At 51.6% G+C, this 20369-nt stretch carries 20 protein-coding genes, 1 pseudogene and 1 riboswitch; of the genes and pseudogenes, 12 read left to right on the top strand and 9 right to left on the bottom strand.

Annotation, left to right across the window (positions count from 1 at the left end):
• The first annotated feature begins 3 nt into the window (after positions 1-3).
• The 7 genes from baeS to yegS all read left to right on the top strand — a co-directional run bounded on the left by baeS (position 4) and on the right by yegS (position 7557).
• Positions 4-1371, top strand: a complete 1368-nt coding sequence (gene baeS, locus GZ59_RS15420; protein WP_011094710.1) for an envelope stress sensor histidine kinase BaeS — start codon at positions 4-6, stop codon at positions 1369-1371.
• Positions 1372-1404: 33 nt separating this feature from the next.
• On the top strand, positions 1405-2133 hold the full coding sequence (gene baeR / locus GZ59_RS15425) for an envelope stress response regulator BaeR (protein WP_011094711.1): 729 nt from the start codon (positions 1405-1407) through the stop codon (positions 2131-2133).
• Positions 2134-2154: 21 nt separating this feature from the next.
• Positions 2155-2808 carry a Vat family streptogramin A O-acetyltransferase gene (locus GZ59_RS15430; protein WP_011094712.1) on the top strand — a complete coding sequence of 218 codons (654 nt, stop codon included), beginning with the start codon at positions 2155-2157 and terminating at the stop codon, positions 2806-2808.
• Positions 2809-2862: 54 nt separating this feature from the next.
• Positions 2863-3414, top strand: a complete 552-nt coding sequence (locus GZ59_RS15435) for a GNAT family N-acetyltransferase (protein ID WP_011094713.1) — start codon at positions 2863-2865, stop codon at positions 3412-3414.
• 169 nt (positions 3415-3583) lie between these two features.
• Positions 3584-4543, top strand: a complete 960-nt coding sequence (locus GZ59_RS15440) for a glutathione S-transferase family protein (RefSeq protein WP_011094714.1) — start codon at positions 3584-3586, stop codon at positions 4541-4543.
• 195 nt (positions 4544-4738) lie between these two features.
• Entirely contained in the window at positions 4739-6103 is a 1365-nt protein-coding gene (gene trhP / locus GZ59_RS15445) for a prephenate-dependent tRNA uridine(34) hydroxylase TrhP (RefSeq protein WP_011094715.1), read from the top strand.
• Between the two features lie 554 nt (positions 6104-6657).
• The gene (gene yegS / locus GZ59_RS15450; protein WP_039292977.1) at positions 6658-7557 is read left to right on the top strand and encodes a lipid kinase YegS; all 900 of its coding nucleotides are present in this window, start codon (positions 6658-6660) and stop codon (positions 7555-7557) included.
• Between the two features lie 13 nt (positions 7558-7570).
• On the opposite strand, the gene psiE is transcribed toward yegS, so the two are convergent.
• The 3 genes from psiE to thiM form a co-directional block, all read right to left on the bottom strand.
• Positions 7571-7978 carry a phosphate-starvation-inducible protein PsiE gene (gene psiE, locus GZ59_RS15455; protein WP_005970095.1) on the bottom strand — a complete coding sequence of 136 codons (408 nt, stop codon included), beginning with the start codon at positions 7976-7978 and terminating at the stop codon, positions 7571-7573.
• A 199-nt stretch (positions 7979-8177) separates the two neighbouring features.
• Entirely contained in the window at positions 8178-8981 is an 804-nt protein-coding gene (thiD, locus tag GZ59_RS15460; RefSeq protein WP_039292980.1) for a bifunctional hydroxymethylpyrimidine kinase/phosphomethylpyrimidine kinase, read from the bottom strand.
• On the bottom strand, positions 8978-9772 hold the full coding sequence (thiM, locus tag GZ59_RS15465; RefSeq protein ID WP_039292983.1) for a hydroxyethylthiazole kinase: 795 nt from the start codon (positions 9770-9772) through the stop codon (positions 8978-8980). The genes thiD and thiM overlap by 4 nt, the downstream gene beginning before the upstream one ends.
• A 35-nt stretch (positions 9773-9807) precedes the next feature.
• A riboswitch (TPP riboswitch) is annotated at positions 9808-9904 on the bottom strand.
• 367 nt (positions 9905-10271) lie between these two features.
• Between thiM and ahr the strand changes: the two genes are divergently transcribed.
• The 3 genes and pseudogenes from ahr to GZ59_RS23925 all read left to right on the top strand — a co-directional run.
• Complete coding sequence (ahr, locus tag GZ59_RS15470; RefSeq protein WP_011094719.1) at positions 10272-11291, top strand: NADPH-dependent aldehyde reductase Ahr; 1020 nt, start codon at positions 10272-10274, stop codon at positions 11289-11291.
• Positions 11292-11444: 153 nt separating this feature from the next.
• On the top strand, positions 11445-12368 hold the full coding sequence (locus GZ59_RS15475; protein WP_039292985.1) for a GGDEF domain-containing protein: 924 nt from the start codon (positions 11445-11447) through the stop codon (positions 12366-12368).
• A gap of 170 nt (positions 12369-12538) precedes the next feature.
• Positions 12539-12619 (top strand): annotated as a pseudogene (locus GZ59_RS23925) (hypothetical protein); the annotation flags it as partial.
• 203 nt (positions 12620-12822) lie between these two features.
• On the opposite strand, the gene GZ59_RS15480 reads toward GZ59_RS23925, so the two are convergent.
• Positions 12823-13875, bottom strand: a complete 1053-nt coding sequence (locus GZ59_RS15480; RefSeq protein WP_011094721.1) for an alpha/beta hydrolase family protein — start codon at positions 13873-13875, stop codon at positions 12823-12825.
• Between the two features lie 44 nt (positions 13876-13919).
• On the bottom strand, positions 13920-14687 hold the full coding sequence (locus GZ59_RS15485) for a sulfite exporter TauE/SafE family protein (RefSeq protein ID WP_039292989.1): 768 nt from the start codon (positions 14685-14687) through the stop codon (positions 13920-13922).
• A 229-nt stretch (positions 14688-14916) separates the two neighbouring features.
• Between GZ59_RS15485 and GZ59_RS15490 the strand changes: the two genes are divergently transcribed.
• Entirely contained in the window at positions 14917-15819 is a 903-nt protein-coding gene (locus GZ59_RS15490) for a LysR family transcriptional regulator (RefSeq protein ID WP_011094723.1), read from the top strand.
• A 15-nt stretch (positions 15820-15834) separates the two neighbouring features.
• Here the strand turns inward: GZ59_RS15490 and GZ59_RS15495 are convergent, their stop codons facing one another.
• Positions 15835-16608 (bottom strand): DUF3750 domain-containing protein, encoded by a 774-nt coding sequence (locus GZ59_RS15495; protein WP_011094724.1) that lies wholly within the window; start codon positions 16606-16608, stop codon positions 15835-15837.
• Between the two features lie 204 nt (positions 16609-16812).
• On the bottom strand, positions 16813-17160 hold the full coding sequence (locus GZ59_RS22450) for a hypothetical protein (protein ID WP_051122307.1): 348 nt from the start codon (positions 17158-17160) through the stop codon (positions 16813-16815).
• A 342-nt stretch (positions 17161-17502) separates the two neighbouring features.
• Between GZ59_RS22450 and GZ59_RS15505 the strand changes: the two genes are divergently transcribed.
• A complete protein-coding gene (locus GZ59_RS15505; protein ID WP_039292992.1) occupies positions 17503-18633 on the top strand; it encodes a linear amide C-N hydrolase in 1131 nt (376 codons plus the stop codon).
• A 98-nt stretch (positions 18634-18731) separates the two neighbouring features.
• Here GZ59_RS15505 and GZ59_RS15510 read toward each other — a convergent pair whose 3' ends face one another.
• Both GZ59_RS15510 and GZ59_RS15515 read right to left on the bottom strand, forming a co-directional pair.
• Positions 18732-18947, bottom strand: coding sequence for a helix-turn-helix domain-containing protein (locus tag GZ59_RS15510; RefSeq protein ID WP_011094727.1), 216 nt, complete (start codon positions 18945-18947; stop codon positions 18732-18734).
• 300 nt (positions 18948-19247) lie between these two features.
• Complete coding sequence (locus tag GZ59_RS15515) at positions 19248-20102, bottom strand: PA4780 family RIO1-like protein kinase (protein ID WP_039292996.1); 855 nt, start codon at positions 20100-20102, stop codon at positions 19248-19250.
• Positions 20103-20369: the final 267 nt, after the last annotated feature.

Below are 20369 nucleotides of genomic sequence, written 5' to 3' on the forward strand. Positions count from 1 at the left end.
GTTATGAAATTCGGAATCACCGCCAAGCTGTTTCTCGCCATTTTCGCGACCTGCATGTTGGTACTGGTCACCATGCACTGGGGCGTACGCGTCAGCTTCGAGCGCGGCTTTATCGACTACATTAAGCGCGGTAACGAACAGCGGGTTACGCAACTGCGTGATGCACTGGCGGAGCAATATCAGCTGCACGGCGATTGGTCATTTCTGCGTAACAATGAGCGTCTGGTATTCAAAATGCTGCACTCCATGGATCAGAACAACGACACCGATAACAGCATGCAAGGGTGGCGAGTGCGTCTCTGGGTGCTAGATGCAAACAAACGCAAATTGTTCGGATCGCCGGCACCGATACCCAATGAAGGCACCTCGCAGCCCATTCAGGTACAGAATCAGACCGTCGGCTGGATTGTCGCTTCGCCCGTTGAACGCCTGACCCGCAATGCCGACATCAGTTTCGATCAACAGCAACAGCGCACCAGTTGGCTGATTGTCGCCCTCTCAATGCTGCTCGCTATCATTGCCACCTGGCTGACCGCTCGCGGCCTGCTCGCGCCCGTCAAACGGCTGGTCAGCGGCATGCACAGCTTGGCGTCGGGAGATTTCAGCACGCGGGTGACGGCAAGCTCGCACGACGAACTGGGCAGGCTGGCACAGGATTTCAACCAGCTTGCCAAGACGTTGGAAAAAAACGAGCAGTCCCGCCGCGCGTTTATGGCCGATGTATCCCACGAGCTTCGCACGCCGCTGGCGGTGCTGCGCGGCGAACTGGAAGCCTTGCAGGATGGCGTGCGCAAGCCCGACGCACATTCTCTGCACTCGCTCCAGTCGGAGGTCGCCACGCTCACCAAGCTGGTGGACGATCTGCATCAGCTCACGCTGTCCGATCGCGGCGCGCTGGCCTACCGCAAAACGTCTGTAGACGTCGTGCAAATCCTACACATTGCTATCGCCGCGTTTCATGAACGCTTCCAGAAAAAACAGATTATGCTCACCACCGATTTTCCGGCTCAGGCTGGCGTTTTTGGCGATCCAGACAGGCTAAGTCAGTTATTTAATAATTTGCTGGAAAATAGCCTGCGTTACACCGATGAACAGGGCCAGTTGGCTATTACCGTGGTTCAGCAGCATAAACGCTGGGCCATTATCTGGCAGGATAGCGCCCCCGGCGTCACCGACGAGCAGCTTACGCTGATTTTCGAGCGCTTTTACCGTGCAGAAAGTTCGCGCAACCGCGCCAGCGGCGGTTCCGGTCTGGGGCTGGCTATCTGCAATAATATCGTTGAGGCGCATAGCGGACGTCTGTATGCTGAACATTCGCCATTAGGGGGAGTGATGATTACCATTGAGCTTCCGTCGCACGTACCTGATTAAGCGCCACTCCTGAAACCGAAACTAAGCAGAGCTATGACAACCGCATCCGATTTCGCTATGGCGTCACCTATTCTGATCGTCGAAGATGAGCCCAAATTGGGGCAACTGCTGGTGGATTATCTTCAGGCCGCAGACTACGCCACACAATGGCTGCCTAACGGCAACGATGTCGTCGAGTGGGTACGGCAGCACTCCCCTTCACTCATTTTGCTGGATTTGATGTTGCCGGGCTGCGACGGTCTGACGCTCTGCCGCACCATCCGCCAGTTCTCCAACGTGCCCATTATCATGGTCACCGCCCGCATCGAAGAGATCGATCGCCTGCTGGGGCTGGAAATTGGTGCTGACGATTATATTTGTAAACCCTTCAGCCCGCGCGAAGTCGTCGTGCGTGTCAGAACGCTGCTACGCCGCTGTGGCTGGCAGAACGACGGCGTGAAAGCCGCAGAGAAAAGCGAAACGGCCCTGTTGATTGATAAAAGCGGCTTTCAGGCCAGCTATCTGGGGCAGAACCTCGACCTGACGCCAGCGGAGTTTCGTCTGCTCAAGACGCTCTCCACCGAACCGGGTAAGGTATTTTCCCGCGAAGCGCTGCTGGATAAGCTCTACGACGATTATCGCGTCGTGACCGATCGCACCATCGACAGCCACATCAAAAACCTGCGCCGCAAGCTGGAGCAGTTAGATGAAGAAACCTCATTTATCCGCACGGTGTATGGCATCGGCTATCGCTGGGAAGCCGCGCCCTGCAATGAGGTATAAAGCCCACCGTCTTATGATGTTATGGAGCCCATTTTGAACGGACCCGATCCTGATAACCGCTACCCCATGGCCGGTTTCCCCCAAGTGTGTTTTATCAAGAATATTGTCACCAACCCGAATATTGAGATTGGCGACTACACCTATTATGACGATCCCGATGGCGCGGAAAATTTCGAGCAAAATGTGCTCTATCACTATCCGTTTATCGGCGATAAATTAATCATCGGTAAGTTTTGTGCTATCGCTCGTGGCGCAAAATTTATCATGAACGGCGCTAATCATCGGCTTTCCGGCCTGTCGACTTACCCCTTTCAGATTTTTGGCAACGGCTGGGAGAAAGTGACACCTAAGCCAGAAGATTTACCTTATAAAGGCGACACCGTGATCGGCAATGATGTCTGGATTGGCTATGACGCGCTGATCATGCCCGGTGTCCACATCGGAAATGGTGCCATTATTGCTTCACGCGCCGTGGTCACTGCCGATGTGCCCGCGTATACGGTCGTCGGTGGCAATCCGGCAAAAATCCTGAAGCCGCGTTTTGCACCGGACGTCATCGAGGCTCTGGAAACACTGTGCTGGTGGAACTGGCCGATAGAAAAAATCACACGTCATCTGGAAACCATCGCTGCGGGTGATATTGCCGCACTGCAAGCCAGTCATCTGTCAAAGTAACCGTCTTTCATTGCACACCAATCCATTTCCCACGAAGAAGAGGCTTTCACGATAATGACTGCGCTATTTTCCGAAACCACCAAAATCCAGACGCCTCGCCTGCTGCTACGCCCGCTCTATCGTGATGATGCACCTGCGCTGTTCGTTTTTATGTCCGATCCGGTTGTCATGCGTTTCTGGAATCACCCACCTTGGCAACAGATCGAACAGGCCAATGACGCGATTGACGAATACTGGAGCGCGCTGTGTGCCGGGCTGTATATGAAACTGGGTCTGGAAGTCAAAGAGAGCGGCGAATTGATCGGCACCTGCGTGCTGTTCAACCTTGAGATTGAGTCTAAACGCGCAGAGATCGGCTACTGTCTGGCGGAGAGTGCGCAAGGGAAAGGCTATATGGCGGAGGCACTCTCTGCCCTGCGGGATTTTGCCTTTGAAACGGCGGGCCTCAGCCGGTTGGAAGCCGAAATCGATCCCCGTAATGTGGCCTCAGCCAAATCGCTGGAACGACTGGGGTTCACGCAGGAAGGGTTGTTAAAGCAGCGTTGGATCGTAGACGGCGAAGTGTCTGATTCTGCGCTCTACGGCCTGCTGGCGGCAGATCGCTAACCGCTACCTTCCCGTGCCAGTCAAAAATACTGTCCGACTTAATGAAAATTTTGTCATGTTCTCTTTTCCCACGGCTGTTACCATTTTAGACCTACAATAATGACAGGTATCCATCCGCACTCGATGCGGATCATAGGTCACCTGCAAAAAACAGGTAAGGGAAAAGCATATGTCAGGCTTAGTGAATGGCAAGTGGGTTAACGGCGATGTCGCGGCGGAAGAGATCAAAAACGGCGCGTTCCACCGCGAAGAAACCAAATTTCGGCAAACCGAGCTGGTACCAGAGGCCGGTCGTTACCAGCTTTTTGTTTCCTATCTCTGCCCGTGGGCATCACGCACGCTGATATTTCGCAAGCTGAAAGGACTGGAGAACATTATTTCGCTCTCGATTGCTAATCCGCGTATCGCAGATAACGGCTGGGAATTTGCAACGCCGCAGGATGCCGGTGAACATGCAGGCGAGATTCACTATCTGCACCAGTTGTACACCGCCAGCGTACCCGACTATACCGGAAAGGTGTCCGTGCCCGTGCTGTGGGACCGGGTGGAAGGCCGTATCGTGAACAACGAATCGGCGGATATCATCCGCATGCTGAACAGTGAATTTAACGACCTGACTGGCAACCACCTCGATTTCTACCCGTCGGAACTGCACAGCGAGATCGACCGCTGGAACGAAACCGTCTATCACAACGTCAATAACGGCGTGTATAAGACCGGGTTCGCCAAAACGCAGGAACACTATAACGATGCGGTCACCACACTCTTCACCACACTGGACGAACTAGACGATCATTTGGGCAGCCATCGTTACATACTGGGCGACACGCTGACCGAAGCCGACTGGCGCTTGTTTGTCACGCTGATACGTTTTGACGTGGCCTACCACGGCGCGTTCAAATGTAATCTTAAACGTATTGCCGACTACCCCAATCTGTCGAATTACCTGCGCGAACTGTATCAGTGGCCAGGCATTGCAGAGACGGTCAATATCGACCATATCAAAGCCGGTTATTACAGCATTGCGTGGCTGAATCCGACACAGATTGTGCCGGTTGGCCCACAGGTTGATTTATACCAGCCACACAACCGAGAAATCCTCGGTACATCGCGTATCGCCACGCGTTAATACGATGAGATCTGGCCTGATCCGTTTATGGCAGGCCATTCTTTATTTAGGTCAAAAAAATTGATTTACGTCAAACAATAGGCCCACTTTTCGTGTGTCGTCTACTGCAATTCCCCCCTATTAGCGCTAGAATCCTCCGCCTTTACTGTTCCCACCGTGGAGCAGCCTGACTTGTGATCAGAATCGAGAGATACCATGTTTAAACCGGAACTGCTTTCTCCGGCCGGTACGCTGAAAAATATGCGCTACGCCTTTGCCTATGGCGCGGACGCTATTTATGCCGGTCAACCTCGCTACAGCCTGCGCGTGCGCAATAACGAATTCAACCATCAGACGCTGGCGCAAGCCATTAACGAAGCGCACGAACTGGGCAAGAAATTCTATGTGGTCGTTAACATCGCACCACACAACGCCAAGCTAAAAACCTTCCTGCGTGACCTGCAACCCGTCATCGAAATGGGGCCGGATGCGCTGATCATGTCCGATCCGGGTTTGATCATGCTGGTGCGGGAAAACTTCCCACAGATAGATGTTCACCTTTCCGTTCAGGCCAACGCGGTCAACTGGGCGACAGTGAAATTCTGGCAGCAGATGGGGCTAACGCGTGTGATTCTGTCGCGCGAACTGTCGCTGGAAGAAATTGCGGAAATCCGCCAGAACGTCCCAGAGATGGAACTGGAGATTTTCGTTCACGGTGCGCTGTGCATGGCCTATTCTGGCCGCTGCCTGCTGTCCGGCTACATCAACAAACGCGATCCAAACCAAGGCACCTGCACCAATGCCTGCCGCTGGGAATATAAGGTTCAGGAAGGTAAAGTGGATGAGGTCGGGAACATCGTCCATCAGCACGAACCTATCGCGGTAAAAAATGTTGAACCTGCGTTGGGCATCGGCCAACCGACCGACAAAGTCTTTATGCTGGAAGAAAGTATGCGCCCCGGCGAGTACATGAGCGCATTTGAAGACGAACACGGCACCTACATCATGAACTCCCGCGATCTGCGTGCGATCCAACACGTTGAGCGCCTGACGCAAATGCAGGTCCATTCGCTGAAAATCGAAGGCCGCACCAAGTCATTCTATTATTGCGCTCGTACTGCACAGGTGTATCGCCGCGCCATCGACGATGCTGTCGCGGGTAAACCATTCGACCCGACATTGCTGGAAACGCTGGAAGGTCTGGCGCACCGTGGTTATACCGAAGGCTTCCTGCGTCGCCATGTGCATGAAGATTACCAGAACTACGACTACGGCTATTCCGTTTCCGATCGTCAGCAGTTTGTCGGTGAATTCACCGGCGTTCGTCGCGACGGGCTGGCAGAAGTCGAGGTGAAGAACAAGTTTTCCTGCGGCGACAGCGTGGAAATGATGACGCCAAACGGCAATATTCAATTCACCATCGAATCGATGCAGAATGTCAAAGGACAGCCGACCGAGGTTGCCCCAGGTAACGGCCATATCGTTTATCTGCCGGTGCCGGACGATGTCTCGCTGGACTATGCACTATTGCTGCGCAATCTACCGGGCGCCACCACCACGCGCAATCCTAACGCGGAATAAATTAGTCATACTGCCGGATGCACAACCATCCGGCGGTACACTTAGCAAAACGCCGCTTCCTTACGGTATGCCCCCCCACCATCGCCTTTTCTCTGTCACATATAAGCGCGCTAACAGCCAGCGGGTATCGTTACAAAGCTCAGGGTTTTTTAACGAATATTAGAAACAGATCACATCAATTCGCTAGCCTTGTGGTTAATATTGCGTCGCTGAGAAAACATAGAACAAAAAATAAGCGTAGTGATACTACTAGGAACCACCTCCTTGGCCAGCTCAATCTCCCTTGAGCTGGCTTTTCTTTTTCTGTCGATCACGTATTTCCCCACCGCAAACATACCCTAAATAATTCGAGCTTCAGGAAGGCGGCAAAAGAGGGAATCCCGATGAGCTTACTCAGGTAAGTGATTCGGGTGACGTAGCGCAGCCAACGCACATGCAACTTGAAGTATGACGGGTATATTCACCGATTCTTCTGATGTCTACATGCCGATTTAATGACTATGATTAACTGCAACGTTTCCGTATTAACAACATCGTAGCCAGAGAAAGACGACATGGAAAAAAATCCAATCACACTGCTGATTTTGAATGGGAAAAGTGCGGGTAATGACGAACTTCGCGAAGCCATCGGCGAGCTACGCAAGGATGGCTATACGCTACATGTCCGCGTAACCTGGGAATACGGCGATGCCAAACGCTATGTGGAAGAGGCTATCCAGCTCAAAGCCGATAACGTGATCGCGGCGGGTGGCGACGGCACCGTCAATGAAGTTGCCGCAGCGTTAGCCGTGCAGCCGGAAGCGGTTCGCCCATGTCTGGGAATTGTGCCGCTGGGCACAGCCAACGATTTCGCCACCAGCTGTCAGATTCCGATGGAGATGCACAATGCGTTGACGCTGGCGATCAAAGGCCGCGCCACGGCGATTGATATCGCTAAAGTGAACGACAGCCACTATTTCATCAATATGGCGACGGGCGGATTTGCCACGCGCATTACCACTGAAACACCCGCCAAGATGAAAGCCGCGCTGGGGAGTGCCTCTTACGTGCTACACGCGCTCTTTCGCATGGATATGCTGCAAGCCGAGCGCTGTGAGATTCACGGGCCGGATTTTCACTGGTCGGGCGATACACTGGTTATCGCGGTAGGGAATGGCCGTCAGGCAGGCGGCGGACAGCAGCTTTGCCCTGAGGCGCTGATCAACGATGGGCTGCTGGAACTGAGCGTGCTGTCGGCAACGGAGTTGCTGCCTAATATGCTTCAGGCCTGGTTTACCGGCAGCGAAAACCAGAACATGATTTCCGCGACCCTGCCTTGGCTGGAGATCACCGCCCCGGACGATATGACATTTAATTTGGACGGCGAGCCGCTCACCGCCAAACGCTTCCGCATTGAGGTGCTTCCCGCAGCGATTCACTGTCGGTTACCGCCCCAGTGTTCGCTGCTGGAATAGCGGCGCGTTTAGATTACTCTCGCTTCAGGCGATTACTGTTTGCCAGATACAGCGTCACTACCAGCAACAGGATCGCCGCGGAATACACCAGCGTATCCGACGGGCTTTTGTGATCGACAATAATCAGGCGAATGATGGCCGTAATGCCGATGTAGATAAAATAGCGCAGCGGGAAATGATAGCCAGACTGGAAATACTTCACGATCAGCGCAATAAACTCAAAATAAAGGAAATAGATCACGATGCCTTCTATCAGCTGATAGGAGGAATCTTTCTCGCTGGAGATCAACAACACCTTCGCCAGATGAAACGTTTCCTTAACTAAAAAAATCACCAGAATGGTTGCCAGCGCCAACAGGCCGATATTGAGTATCGTCTGAAGCGCCTTGGCAGCCATCGCACTGCGAGCAGAACCTGCCATATGTTATCCCCACACCCTATTTCATATTAACGCCAAGATTTCAGAGCAAAATAACCGGACACACTCGCACTGTCACGCCGAAATACGCTTAATTTAGTTTGAAATTACTGACAAAGATGTCGCGCAAAGTACAAGTCGATTTACTTATACCCGTCATACGTCAAACGATAGGAAAGCCGCAGCTCGAATTATTTAGGGCTCACCACCAGTGATGGAAGTGATGAACAGGGCCGATTCCGTGCCCGACCTCCAGCGTGTCGGCCTGCTGTAACGCCTGCTGTAAATACGCCTTCGCCACCTTAACCGTCTCGCCCCAGCTATCGTGACGTGGCCGCAGTGCCGCCAGCGCGGCAGAAAGCGTGCAGCCAGTGCCGTGCGTATGACGCGTATTCACGCGCGGGGAGCTAAAGCGCTGCGGTTCATCCTGTCGACTGAACAGCCAGTCCGGACTTTCCGCTTCACTAAGGTGACCGCCTTTCATCAACACCGCCTGACAACCCATCGCCAGCAGCGCTTCCCCCTGCTCACGCATTTCCCGCTCGTTAGCGGCGGGTGACGTATTCAGCAGCGCTGCGGCTTCCGGCAGGTTGGGCGTAATCAGAGAAACCAGCGGCAGCAGCTCACGACGGATCGATTCTACCGCCTCCGGCGCGAGTAGCGGATCGCCACTTTTCGCCAACATAACGGTGTCCAGCACCACGAAAGGCACGGCGTAATGGCGCAGGCGTTCAGCAACAGTTTCGACAATATCAGTCTGCGCCAGCATCCCAATCTTGGCGCTATCGATACGCACATCACTCAGCACGGAATCTAACTGCGCTGCGACAAAATCCGGTTCAATCCGGTAGACGGACTGCACGCCACGCGTATTTTGTGCCACCAGTGCGGTAATGACCGACGTGCCATAAGCGCCCAACGCGGAAAACGCTTTTAAATCCGCCTGAATACCCGCCCCACCGCTCGGATCGGTACCCGCAATCGTCAACGCATTGATACGCTTCATGCCAGCTCCTCCGCGCGTAGGGTATAGAGTCGATCGAGGAAATTAGGGATAAAACTTCCTGTGCCTTGTGACACTGAAGCCGCCTGCTGCCCCGCTAATGCCATGACATAGCATGCTGCCGCCACGTGGGATAAGCGGTCACCTTCCAGAGAAGAAAACCCCGCGACCACCGCCGACAGTGCGCAGCCCGTACCGACCACGCGCGTCATCATGCTATCGCCGCCGGTTACCGCGATATCACGCTCACCGTCCGTGACATAATCCACCGCGCCGGTCACCGCAACAATCGTCCCCACCTGCCGAGCTAACTCTCGCGCTGCAGGGAGTGCTACCAGTGAATCATCAGCACTATCCACGCCCCGTCCTTGTGCAGCTAACCCAGCAAGCACCATGATTTCAGACGCATTACCGCGAATCGCCGCTGGTTTCCATGTCAGCAATTCTCGGCAAAATTCAGTACGAAAGGTTAAACCGCCTACGGCAACCGGATCGAGCACCCACGGCGTACCCGCCTGATGTGCGCTGTTTACGGCCGCACGCATCGCTTCAGCGCGCGTACGCTCTAGCGTCCCGACATTAATCAGCAGCGCATCCGCCACCGCGCTGAACTGCGCAGCTTCTTCAGGATCGACTACCATTGCAGGCGACGCATTCAGTGCCAACAGCACATTAGCAGTAAAAGATTGCACCACATCGTTGGTCAAGCAGTGCACCAGCGGAGCAGCAGAACGAAATTGGGTAAGTGATGTTGCTGCCTGAGCGGCAGAAAAGTCGGCGGGTTGCGTGTTCATAGGTCTCCCAACCGGCGTGGAAGAAGGCGGCAACCGGTGGGATACCGTGACTTCCCTACGCTGGCATTATCCAGATCAGGTGGTACGGGTATTTCTCAGCCTTCACAAAGAAGGGCACCCCGAGTCATGTACTTAGAGCCATCCCAGTAGGCGTTATTGGTGCAGCCAGTTTGGACGCGGACAGCGCGCAGAAACCGGAGCGTACACGTAGTACGTGAGGATTATTCGCTACACTCACCCTTCGGGCCGCCCCAAGGGGCGTTCAAACGCAATTGCGTTTGTGCGAGCACTGCCCAGGTTCAAAATGGCAAACGAAATAGCCCTAATGGGATAGGATCTTACGCTTTGCAGCATAAGTAAGTGCCCCCCGTAAAGCAAGCGCTAGCCCGCTCTACTCCGGCGTTGACACAAAATGAAAAACCACAGGCACGTTGTGACATAGAGAAAAACGTCATAACCCTTTAGACTGGTTAATCAAACCCATACTGAGGAAATTGTGATGACGATAATCAAGAGTTATGCCGCACCGGAAGCAGGCGCAGCGCTGGAGTTGTATGAGTTTGATGCGGGTGAACTGCAGGCGGAAGATGTCGAAGTCGTGGTTGATTACTGCGGCGTGTGCCATTCCGATCTCTCGATGATCGATAACGAATGGGGAATGTCGAGCTATCCGCTGGTTGCCGGGCATGAAGTAATTGGTCGTGTGCACGCGTTGGGTGACGCGGCGAAGAACAAAGGATTAAAGATTGGTCAGCGCGTCGGCATTGGCTGGACGGCACGCAGCTGTGGGCACTGCGATGCCTGTATCAGCGGCAGCCAAACCAACTGTCAGCAAGGCAGCGTGCCAACGATTCTGAACAAAGGCGGTTTTGCCGATAAGATCCGAGCGAACTGGCAATGGGCTATCCCGCTTCCTGATTCCATTGATATCGAATCGGCGGGTCCGCTACTGTGCGGCGGCATCACCGTCTTCAAACCGCTGTTAATGCACCATGTCACTGCGACCAGCCGCGTCGGCGTGATCGGTATCGGCGGTCTGGGGCATATTGCGATTAAGCTCCTGCATGCGATGGGCTGTGAGGTCACGGCGTTCAGCTCAAACCCGTCCAAAGAGCAGGAAGTGTTGGCGATGGGTGCCGATAAAGTCGTCAACAGTCGCGATCCGCAGGCGCTGACCGCACTGGCAGGCCAGTTCGATCTGATCATCAACACCGTGAGCGTCGATCTGGAATGGCAACCCTACTTCAACGCGCTCGCCTACAACGGGAAGTTCCATACCGTCGGCGCAGTAATGAAGCCATTTAGCGTTCCAGCCTTTACGCTCATCGCGGGCGACCGCAGCGTTTCTGGTTCTTCTACTGGCTCACCGCATGAGCTGCGTTCTCTGATGAAGCTCTCCGCACGTGCCAACGTGAAGCCACAGACGGAACTGTTCCCAATGTCGAAAATCAACGATGCTATCCAGCACGTACGTGACGGCAAAGCCCGTTATCGCGTTGTACTGAAAGCTGATTTTTAATCGGTAAAGACGCCTGAGCGATCGGGCGTCTGCTTTTTGCACATGAGTCAGATTAACGTCATTCTCTTGGCAACACCGCTCGGCACCACGCTACTGAATGTATTCAACAGGTTTCATGATAGGATTGAAAGGTGATACAAGAGGAGATCCGCAATGCCTTTTAAAGAGTATGACCATGATTTTATCGATAAAAATAAGAAGGCGTCCTCGTCAGTAAGGCTTGCCCTTTTATTGTCTGTGTTAATCATTATATTTAATCTCCTGTTCTTCAAGCACCGCGACTTTCAGGAGCAGTTGCACAATAATCCAGGGTCTTATACCGATTTGATTGCACTGGTTTTTCTTTTTTTTATTTTGTCGTGTACCAGTAAAATATCACTTAACCATACCTCAGCTTTATCTATTCGACTCGGACTACATGTCTGGATATGCTCAGCCACGTTTGACTTCATGGATGAGTTTATCTATCAGCCCAAACTAGTTGGGTATTATGTTGAGGATATGCTGAGAATTATTGGTATGTTTGGCGTCGGATTCGGTGTCTATACCCTGATACAGCAAATCAATAATAAGTATGTTGAAGCCAGAATACAGTCATTCAGCGATGAACTCACGCAGCTCCCTAACCGCCGGTTTTTTATTAATGAATTAAAAAAACCCGAAGCGAAAACGCCCTATTTATTTATTATCGACATCGATAATTTCAAAGTCATCAATGACAAATATGGGCATACGAAAGGTGATGAAATATTAAGTAAGTTCGGCCATATCCTTTCCCGTTTTGATAACAGTGAAGTGGTCGCAACCCGAATAGGTGGCGAAGAATTCGCGATTATTTTGTATGCCGGGACACAGGATCGGGCAGAGAAGCTGGCAAGAGAAGTATTAAAAAATGCGAACAAAATCATTATTAAAAATATGCATCATCTTTCTGTCAGCATTGGGGCGGGTAAAAAGCAACCTCAGGAACCCACAGAACACTTTATGAAACGCGTGGATGTTGCACTTTACCAAGCCAAAAATACCGGTAAAGGCAAAGTGGAATGGGCTCTGGAGCCGAAAGAAAAAACGCAGTAACTCAACGCAACCTCATCCGATAACACGGCCGCACGGACGCGCCCCCTCCCTTAATCATCATAAAAACTACTGAAATCGGCATTCCCGCCACAGAAAACCATCTTTCTAGCCACCTATCATTCTGTAACAAAATTAAACACTTCCTGATCAACCAACTCACTGACCAGCGTGTACTCTTTTATAAAGCGGTGAAAGTCTCGCAAATCAAGCTGGGGCAGTGGATCGCCATTTATGGCCTGGGCGGATTGGGCTTCAGAGAGGACGTCGACCCTGATTCGTTCGGGCCGTTCCAACAACGGTCAGGAATCTGAGAAAAACCATCAGTCTGGCCGCATGACTTCCTACCTATCAACGGAGAAAGTACTGAAAAATTTAGGCTTAATGCCTATCTATTTAAAGGAGTAAGTAGGAATGAAAAGCACTAAATATGAACGTTGGATGCATTTACACGTTTTCACTCAGGCAAGTGAGAGCCGCGTGACCCGTCATTACTAACCTCAGCCGTTATCCACTCTGTCATCTGCCTAATGGCTCCAGGTGCATAGGCCTTCCTGCCCAGAATCATGAAAGCCACCTTCTTCCACTGTGGCCATTCCGCCGTCAGTTGGTCATTGAACAGCGGCGCGCGCAGTAATCCATGCGTCGCGTCTGGCACAATCACCGCTTGCTGATGAAGACGGACAGTCAAGAGTTGCTGATACCTCGCTGCATTCTGCTGTGGATCGACATTGAGATCGTCGCTCCCCCATAGTGCTAACACCGGGCCGGGCATTGCGTTAACGTCCTCCGTCGCATCCGCCAGATAGTTACGGGCAATGAAGGCAAATCGGCGCGGTTCGATATCCGGCCGTCGGGCCGGGTCAGCGATCTCAGGCTGGCCAAAAACGGCGTCATTGGCTGTTAACTCGGCGCTGACCTGCCGCTCAATTTCCGCTTCCGCCATTCCGGCGCGCGTCAGTTTCTGACGAGTATAATAGACACCCTGCTCTCTCCAGTTGAGCGCACTACCCACCATCACCGAGAACGCAGGATGAAACTGGCTGGCAGCAGATGGGATGACCCAGCCTGCCTGAGAAAACCCGAGAAATCCGATCTTGCGCCGATCCATTTCAGGAAGTGCTCTGACTGCATTCAGCGCTGCACCCGCTTCATCAGCACGATCCTGCATGGATTGATTCAGCCAATCACCTGAGCTTTCCCCGACGCCGGGTTTATCCCAGGTAAAAACACCAATCCCAGCGTCGATAAACTGGTCAATTAAAGGAAGATAGCCAGACTCGGAGAATCGATCTTGCGCCCCATCACCATGAACAATCAGCACAATAGGCGGAGACATCACGCCTTTTGGCACAATCAGAGAACCAGCCAAAACATTCTGCCCAGACGGAAAGCGAAACGGTGACACAGTGGCATTATCCAACTCGAAGTCAGATAGCCCGGAAAGCGTAAACAGCGCGGCCATAACGGCAATCGACAGTACTACAATCCACACTTTCCATTTTTTCATCTATCTGGTTCTCATTTCGCTGCAAAAGCGCATTGCTTTAGCGGTTATTTCAGCACCAGCATAGCGATTCCCACGCCGATCAGCATCAGACAAAACGCGCCGCGTAGATAAGCCACCGGCAGTTTATGGGCAACGGCGACGCCCCAGGACACGCTGACAATTCCCCCCAGCGCCAGTGGTAAGCCGATACTCCAGTCAACATTACCCGCCTGCGAATAGGATAGCAGCGCCGCCAGTGCGCCCGGCACTACAAGAATCAGCGCCATACCCTGCGCTTGCGTTTGTGCAAAAGCAAACAGCGTAACCAGTACTGGCACCACCACCAGACCGCCGCCGACGGTAAAAATACCGGACATAAACCCGCTCGCTACACCGAGTAGCGGCAGATATTTGGTCGACAGGACAATCTCCGACCTTTGGCTGCGCTTTTTGTTATACCACTGCCACATATAGTACGCCGCCAACACCAGCAGAAAAGTGGCAAAGGCGCGCTGAAGGTGGTGAACATCAATCGATGAAGCGATGTGAGCAGCAAGGTAGGCAGAGCCCGTCGCAAAAGCACACATCGTCAGCGCCACCCGCGTATCAATACGGTTACGCTGGCGATAGCGCAGAAAACCAATCAGTACGTTAGGCGTAATCATCACCAGCGCGGTTCCCTGTGCCATATGCTGATCCATCCCGAAGAGCACTCCCAAAATCGGAATCGCGATAAGCCCACCGCCAATCCCCAGCATTCCTCCGCAAAATCCCAGTCCGATACCCAAAAGCAAACACAACAAAATATCGCTGAACATCATTAAGCTAAACATAACGTAACCAAATAACCCATAAGGCAAAAATAGAGAGAGAACGACACCATCCTAGGTGCAGAGACGCATTTTGATAATCCCTGAATAGTCAATGACCCTTTCCTGTCAGGAAAACCTCCGAATGTGTTAACTTACAGCCTGACATAAGATATGCGACGACATGCTGCGCGGAATCAAACTGCCAGCTATTGCGCAGTTTTCCAGCCCTGCAGAGGACTCTCGATAAACCATGATTAATCCTGCGCATTTTGACCTTCAGTCGCTCCGTATCTTTTTGCAGGTTGCCCAGTCGGGTAGCCTGACCAAAGCCGCAGAAAAGTTTCACATCACGCTTTCGGCTTTGAGCAAGCGTATCGCCGAGCTGGAACGTACCGTGGACTGTGCGCTGTTTATCAGAATGCCGCGCGGCCTGACGCTAACGCCCGCAGGTAAGGAATTGGTCAATCTCGCAGGCAATGTGTTGAGCAACGTGGAACGCATGGCGAGCGAAATGAATGACTACGCCGTTGGCGTGCGTGGTCACGTACACATGTGGGCGAATACCTCGGCGATTATTCAGTTCCTTCCGCAGGATCTCGCGTCATTCCTTCCGACACGACCGCTCATTCGTATTAACCTAGAGGAAAAGCTCAGCAAAACCGTAGTGACGGCTCTGGCGATGGGTGAAGCCGATATTGGCATCTTCGTGGATAATGTCGGCTCGCAAGGGGTCGAGAAGATTCCTTACCGTAAGGACAAACTTGTCGTACTCGTTCCGCCCCAGCACCCACTTTCCGCACTGTCAGACGTGAGTTTTAACGACACATTGGGCTACGATTACGTCGGCCTCAATAGCGGTAGCTCTTTGCTGAAACAGCTGAAAGACGCCTCGGATGAACTGGGAAGAGTGCTGCGCTTGCGCGTGCAAGTCAGCAGTTTTGACGGTATTTGCCGCATGATAGAAGCGGGGCTGGGCATCAGCGTCTTACCGGAAGGAGCAATTCGTCCGGAAGTACTTGGCACCGGGTTACGTGCCATCAACCTCACCGACGAGTGGGCTTCACGCCAGCTCTGGCTGGGCGTGAAATCCGGCGCAATTCTGCAACCCGAAGTGACCAATCTGCTGACGCATCTGCGGCAATGCGGAGCGTAAGGCGGAAATCTACTTTCAGCCTTCTTTGCTACCCGTTTTTTCATAGCCGAGGCGACCAATAAAAGGTAAACGCAGCGCGGGCGGATTTATATCGACACCCATGCTCAGCCCCAGAATATTGGCTTCAATGCCCTCTTCGACGCCCATCGTAATACCTAGTACGCCCAATAGTGAAATCTGCACGCCACTCCCTGATGGCGACAGCCCAACCGGTCGCGTTATCGGGCGGTAATCTTTACCAATCGCATTGGCTGGCATATCCAGCTTGAGCGCAGGTACTTCACGGCCAATGTGTGCCAGAAACGTATTGCTATTCGGCCCAGGCCAGGCGTGGTAGGTATTCGGCCACGGATAGCTTTTAATGGCGGCCTCAATCTGCGGGATCATGGCTTCCGCCCTGTCGCCACGGTGCGCCACCAACAGCTTCGGCATAGCCCCGTACCAGTAAGCATCTGCCGCCGAACGATTCAGACGAACAACGTTATCACTTCCCCAGCTTACAACCTCGTAGCGGCGATATTGGGTTTCCCCTGCTTTCTTGAAGATGATCCACGGATGCACCGCCACCAGCCCGCGCCAGCCGTAAGTCGGCGCAGCATAGACCTGCACGATAGCAGTCTGGCGAAATTGCACAGGGTTCGGCGCTAGCCCAGAAGAATCACGTTTGGCAGACCACCAGGTTTGCCCACTAAACGTCTCGCCGTTACGCGTCGACTGCGCCCAGCTTTGCCAAAAAGACAGCAACAACACACAAATAAACCCAATCCCCAAGAATTTGAGGTACGTCATAGGCCAAATAGCTCACTGAAAAGAGATGGAACGGAATCGATGCACATGCAGGCGAGCGCCCACAGTGAAAATCGGTCAAAAAATCATTCCACCAGTTTACTGCCAGTTGGCAGTAAGGTTAAAGCATTGGGTGAAACCTTGACCTACTTTTACGTTGTATTGAAACAGGCAGAAGATTTGCGAGCATCCATGCCCGAATGAGTACTAATTCCCATCGGCACCATCGATTCCATTTTTTCCATCGGCACCATTTTTACCCGCAATCCCCCCTTTTCCGCCCGATCCACCTTTCCCTCCGTTACCACCATTTCCTCCATTTCCGCCGTTACCACCCCGCCCACCCGGTGCATTCTCGAGACTCCCTCCGTCACCGCCGTTACCCCCATTCGCACCATGGCTTCGCCCTGCTTCAGGGTAATGATGATGTGAATGCTTTTTTTTAGGGTGGTAACCTGTTCCCTCTTCCTGATACGGCAAAACAGTCGGCGTTGCTGCCAGAATATAAACGGGGAACAAAACAGATAAAATAAACAGTGCTGATATGTCTTTCATCACAATTCACCTTTATTAAACCAACAGGGATAACGTATGGAACGGTGACAAGTCACACAGTGGCCACCGCTTTCCAGTCTTGATTTATTGTCATGAGAAAGAAACCGCTTTCAGAAAAAATTTTCATTCAAACTTCACTTTACTGTGAAATTTCATTGCAAAAATAATGGCGACAATGAAAATCCATTGCAGTGAATACATTTCATTAAAAATAATTAATTAAGGATAAATAAACACCACTCTATTTACCAAGAAGAATTAAAGGCAATAAAAAAACCACCATCTATAATAAAAAAATCTCTTATTACTCACCTTTAAAAACAGTAAAATTGGAGAAATTAAATGATAAAAAATAATAAGCGTATTAAGTCTACGGTATGTGCATTATCATTAGTGGCATTAACGTTAGGCTCCGCGGTTTCACTCGCCTGTACGCGGTTCGTTTATCTGGATCCACATAACCCTGATTACCCCATTACCGCCCGTTCAATGGACTGGGCCGATGATACCGAGACCAATCTCTGGATTTTCCCTCAAGAACTAAAGCGCTCTGGCGGAGCCGGTCAATATTCTCTGGAGTGGACATCAAAATACGGCAGTGTCATTGCCTCCGCTTTCGATGGTAGAAAAGGAATGGCTTCCACAACCGATGGGGTTAATGAAAAAGGGTTGGCAGCCAATGTGCTTTGGCTGGCGGAGTCTGAATATCCCAAAACCAAGCCGACAGCGAAAAAACCGGGATTAAGTGTCGCCGCATGGGCACAATACGTGTTGGATAATTTCGCTACCGTCGATGAAGCGGTGAAATCGCTACAACAGGAAAAATTTATACTGGTTACCAAGCAAGTGGAAGGGCAGAAGAGGCTAGCAACGCTGCATCTTTCGTTATCTGATTCGTCTGGCGACAGTGCGATTATTGAATATATCGACGGTAAGCAGGTCATTCACCATAGTAAGAATTATCAGGTAATGACCAATTCACCAACTTTCGATCAGCAGTTGACGCTTAATGCCTATTGGGATCAGATCGGTGGCAATGTGATGCTGCCAGGAACGAACCACGCTGCCGACCGATTTGTTCGCGCCTCATTTTATGTGAAAAATGTTAACCCCAATAAACTCATTCCTGGTGTAGCAGAAAAAGGAAAAATAGAAAAAGATAAAGCAGACTTAGCCACCGCATTCAGTATCATACGTAATGCTTCAGTCCCTTATGGTTATTCCTTACCAGATATGCCGAATATTGCCTCAACTCGCTGGCGTACCGTTGTCGACCATAAATCACTGCAATATTTCTTTGAGTCTGCCGTTTCGCCCAACATCTTTTGGGTCGATTTGAAGAAGATCAATTTTGCGCCACGCGGTGGTAGCGCCGCTAAACTGGATTTGGGGCCAAACCAAAGCACGATCTATTCCGGTCAGGCTTCAGGACACTTTAAACCTGCCCAACCGTTTGAATTCGCGGGGCTCTAGATGGGGAAATGATTTTCCCGTCCCTATTTATCCTAAGATAATTTTAAAGCGCCATGATCCCGTGGCGCTTTCTCGTTTATATCCCCTACTCCCTGCCTTCACTTCACGCCTGAATAACGCGACGGCCAAATCTCTTCCGCCCTTTTCCCCATAGCGTCTGCAATCAGGCGCTCTCCTTTCGGCCAGTGTCTGGTGAGCGCATTCGCCAGCGTAGATGATGCCAGCCCCGCCGCTCTGGAAACCGCCGCCAGCGTCGTCCCTTTTTTCCGTAATCCCGCGATGATATCCGCCGGGTGCCAGTCAGTGTGATTCATTCCATTTTCCTCCACCTATCAAAAATTATTTTTGATTTCCGAGTGGATAGAATCGCTTCTTCTGATGAGTAAGACCACGGACGATGAGTCACATCTTTAACGGGTTATTTTATGACTAGCTAAACAGCTGTTGCAGCTTTGGCGGAGCACGGGGATAAGGTTCCCGTGATCCGTCTCACGGTAGACCCGTGTATCTCTGGAATTAAAACAACATAGAAAACTGGCGTCTGGTGACTTTCAGGAATTCAGTTTTCACTGAATCCCTGAAAGCGCCATCAACGACTGATGTCGTTCCAACCATTATTCATCGTCGCGTTCTTTTTTTGCCCGCTGACGTTCGTAGAACTCATCTTCAGCTGCAATGATTTCATCAATCAGTGAACCCATATCCACTTCATGCACCGCTTCGACGAAGAGACCGGTTAGCGCGGTTTCTGGTGTTAATTTTCCGTCTTCATATAACATCCAGATTTCTTGCGCATACCGTGTTTGCAATAATTGTGGCGCGAACTGGCCGTAGTAAGCGGTGATGTTATTAACATCACGTGTAAACATTGATTCAGCATGGTTGTTGGCGGCGGCGTCCACCGCTTGTGGCAAGTCGATAATTACCGGTCCTTGCGCATCGATCAGCACGTTAAACTCCGATAAATCACCATGTACAATACCTACACACAACATGCGCACGATATTGCGGATCATCGTATCGAAATCAGCAATTGCGCTTTCTTCCGTCAGAATCACATCGCTAAGGCGTGGGGCAACAGCGCCGTCAACATCAGTGACCAGCTCCATCAATAACACACCGTCAATGCAAATATAGGGTTGTGGTACGCGAACACCGGCATTAGCAAGACGGAACAATGCTTCAACTTCCGCCGTTTGCCAGGATTCTTCTTGTTGCTTGCGTCCGAATTTTGAGCTTTTTTGCATTGCACGGGCGTTACGCGTATTACGGACTTTGCGTCCTTCCTGGTACTGCACTGCCTGTTTAAAGCTACGTTGCATTGCTTCTTTGTAAACTTTGGCACACTGGATTTTGTCACCACATAAAACAGTGTAAACGTCCGCCTCCTTGCCGCTTTTCAAGCGTTGGAGCACATCGTCTATGAGGCCATCATCGACCAGAGGTTGGAGTCTTTTTGGGATTTTCATGCGGCTTTATACCTTATTTCAGCCGCTTTTCGTATCAATAACAAAGACTGTGATACTGGAAAAAATGGCAGAGTCTGAAGAAAGATTTTAATTTTACCAATAATTACCCAATTTTGCCGACATGTTCCCCATTTATCAACATGACTTCCCCGCTTAGATCATCTTCTTTGCTTCATTCAGCCGTTCACATGCCTCTGAAAGCGTCATTCCACCAACATCATATCGACCAAAAGTGATAGTTTCTTATCTGCGGTGGATCGAGTCGTT

Origin of the sequence: Pectobacterium atrosepticum (assembly GCF_000740965.1) — a bacterium.
Lineage (GTDB): Bacteria > Pseudomonadota > Gammaproteobacteria > Enterobacterales > Enterobacteriaceae > Pectobacterium > Pectobacterium atrosepticum.

Bases quoted from the DNA above. Each gene is read 5' to 3' on its own strand.
- ahr (WP_011094719.1), top strand. From the start codon at position 10,272: ATGACGATAATCAAGAGTTATGCCGCACCGGAAGCAGGCGCAGCGCTG.
- GZ59_RS22450 (WP_051122307.1), bottom strand. From the start codon at position 17,160: ATGAAAGACATATCAGCACTGTTTATTTTATCTGTTTTGTTCCCCGTT.
- GZ59_RS15505 (WP_039292992.1), top strand. From the start codon at position 17,503: ATGATAAAAAATAATAAGCGTATTAAGTCTACGGTATGTGCATTATCA.
- baeS (WP_011094710.1), top strand. From the start codon at position 4: ATGAAATTCGGAATCACCGCCAAGCTGTTTCTCGCCATTTTCGCGACC.
- GZ59_RS15515 (WP_039292996.1), bottom strand. From the start codon at position 20,102: ATGAAAATCCCAAAAAGACTCCAACCTCTGGTCGATGATGGCCTCATA.
- GZ59_RS15475 (WP_039292985.1), top strand. From the start codon at position 11,445: ATGCCTTTTAAAGAGTATGACCATGATTTTATCGATAAAAATAAGAAG.
- GZ59_RS15480 (WP_011094721.1), bottom strand. From the start codon at position 13,875: ATGAAAAAATGGAAAGTGTGGATTGTAGTACTGTCGATTGCCGTTATG.
- GZ59_RS15430 (WP_011094712.1), top strand. From the start codon at position 2,155: ATGGAGCCCATTTTGAACGGACCCGATCCTGATAACCGCTACCCCATG.
- GZ59_RS15490 (WP_011094723.1), top strand. From the start codon at position 14,917: ATGATTAATCCTGCGCATTTTGACCTTCAGTCGCTCCGTATCTTTTTG.
- psiE (WP_005970095.1), bottom strand. From the start codon at position 7,978: ATGGCAGGTTCTGCTCGCAGTGCGATGGCTGCCAAGGCGCTTCAGACG.
- GZ59_RS15495 (WP_011094724.1), bottom strand. From the start codon at position 16,608: ATGACGTACCTCAAATTCTTGGGGATTGGGTTTATTTGTGTGTTGTTG.
- trhP (WP_011094715.1), top strand. From the start codon at position 4,739: ATGTTTAAACCGGAACTGCTTTCTCCGGCCGGTACGCTGAAAAATATG.
- thiD (WP_039292980.1), bottom strand. From the start codon at position 8,981: ATGAAGCGTATCAATGCGTTGACGATTGCGGGTACCGATCCGAGCGGT.
- GZ59_RS15485 (WP_039292989.1), bottom strand. From the start codon at position 14,687: ATGTTTAGCTTAATGATGTTCAGCGATATTTTGTTGTGTTTGCTTTTG.
- GZ59_RS15440 (WP_011094714.1), top strand. From the start codon at position 3,584: ATGTCAGGCTTAGTGAATGGCAAGTGGGTTAACGGCGATGTCGCGGCG.
- GZ59_RS15510 (WP_011094727.1), bottom strand. From the start codon at position 18,947: ATGAATCACACTGACTGGCACCCGGCGGATATCATCGCGGGATTACGG.
- yegS (WP_039292977.1), top strand. From the start codon at position 6,658: ATGGAAAAAAATCCAATCACACTGCTGATTTTGAATGGGAAAAGTGCG.
- thiM (WP_039292983.1), bottom strand. From the start codon at position 9,772: ATGAACACGCAACCCGCCGACTTTTCTGCCGCTCAGGCAGCAACATCA.
- GZ59_RS15435 (WP_011094713.1), top strand. From the start codon at position 2,863: ATGACTGCGCTATTTTCCGAAACCACCAAAATCCAGACGCCTCGCCTG.
- baeR (WP_011094711.1), top strand. From the start codon at position 1,405: ATGACAACCGCATCCGATTTCGCTATGGCGTCACCTATTCTGATCGTC.